2 protein-coding genes are annotated in these 833 nt (G+C 64.9%); one reads left to right on the forward strand and one right to left on the reverse strand.

Features of this window, described 5'->3' with window-relative positions; all coding sequences use genetic code 11:
- Positions 1-45: 45 nt before the first annotated feature.
- Positions 46-552, reverse strand: coding sequence for a GNAT family N-acetyltransferase (locus CCN37_RS37905; protein WP_086830228.1), 507 nt, complete (start codon positions 550-552; stop codon positions 46-48).
- Positions 553-612: 60 nt separating this feature from the next.
- Here CCN37_RS37905 and CCN37_RS37910 point away from each other — a divergent pair.
- On the forward strand, positions 613-833 hold a 221-nt coding region (locus tag CCN37_RS37910), incomplete at its 3' end, for a chorismate mutase (RefSeq protein ID WP_086830230.1).

The raw sequence follows: 833 nt of genomic DNA on the forward strand, positions 1-833 counted from the left end.
AGCTGAGCGGTCGGATGGCGCGTGAATCGGGGACTTGACCGTGGGTCAGGGGTGGAGCTGCTTCACCAGAAATCGTGCAGGATCTGCGATGTCGTAGAGGTTTCCGTCGTTGTCGGTGTACTGGTAGCGGTCGAGGTAGCGGAGACCGGTTTCCTGGTAGCCGAGGCGGAGGTAGAGGGCGGCCGCTTGGGAGTTCTCGTCGTCGACGCCTAGGCCGATGTGGTGGAAACCGCGTTGGCGCACAAGGCTTTCGGCAGCGGAGATGAGGGCGGTGCCGATGCCGTGGGAACGGAGTTCGGGCGGCCAGACGTCGAGGCCGTTGAGTTCTGGGCATGTGGGGTAATGCTTGTTGATCTCAGGAGCTGTGCAGCCGTTCCAGAAGATCTCGCCTGCGCCGACGGGGCGGTTGTCGAGCCAGGCGATGAGAAATGTGCTCTGGCCGTCTTGTTGGCGCTCGAATCGCGTGGCGTGCCGTGCGGGTTGGCCTGGCGTGGGGATGTGCGTTTGCAGCGCGGCGATGTCTTGGTGTTGACAGGGGCGAACGGTGACCATCTGCGTTCCTTGTGGCTGAGGGCAGCTTCCCAGGTGCGGCGTGCATGTGAGGATCGCGGGATGGCTGAACCGAAGACGTTGGCGGAAGTGCGGGCGCGGATTGACGAGTTGGACGCGAAGCTGATCGAGAAGTTGGCGGAGCGTCAGGAGTTGGTGCGCGCGGCGGCGGGGTTCAAAGCCGATGAACAGGCGGTGAGGGCGCCGGGGCGGGTGGAGCAGGTGGTGGCCTTGGCGCGGGAGAGGGCGGCAAAGCAGGGGTTGGCGCCGGATGTGGCGGAAGC

The organism is Allokutzneria sp. NRRL B-24872, assembly GCF_002155965.1.
GTDB lineage: Bacteria > Actinomycetota > Actinomycetes > Mycobacteriales > Pseudonocardiaceae > Allokutzneria.

Bases quoted from the DNA above. Each gene is read 5' to 3' on its own strand.
- CCN37_RS37905 (WP_086830228.1), bottom strand. From the start codon at position 552: ATGGTCACCGTTCGCCCCTGTCAACACCAAGACATCGCCGCGCTGCAA.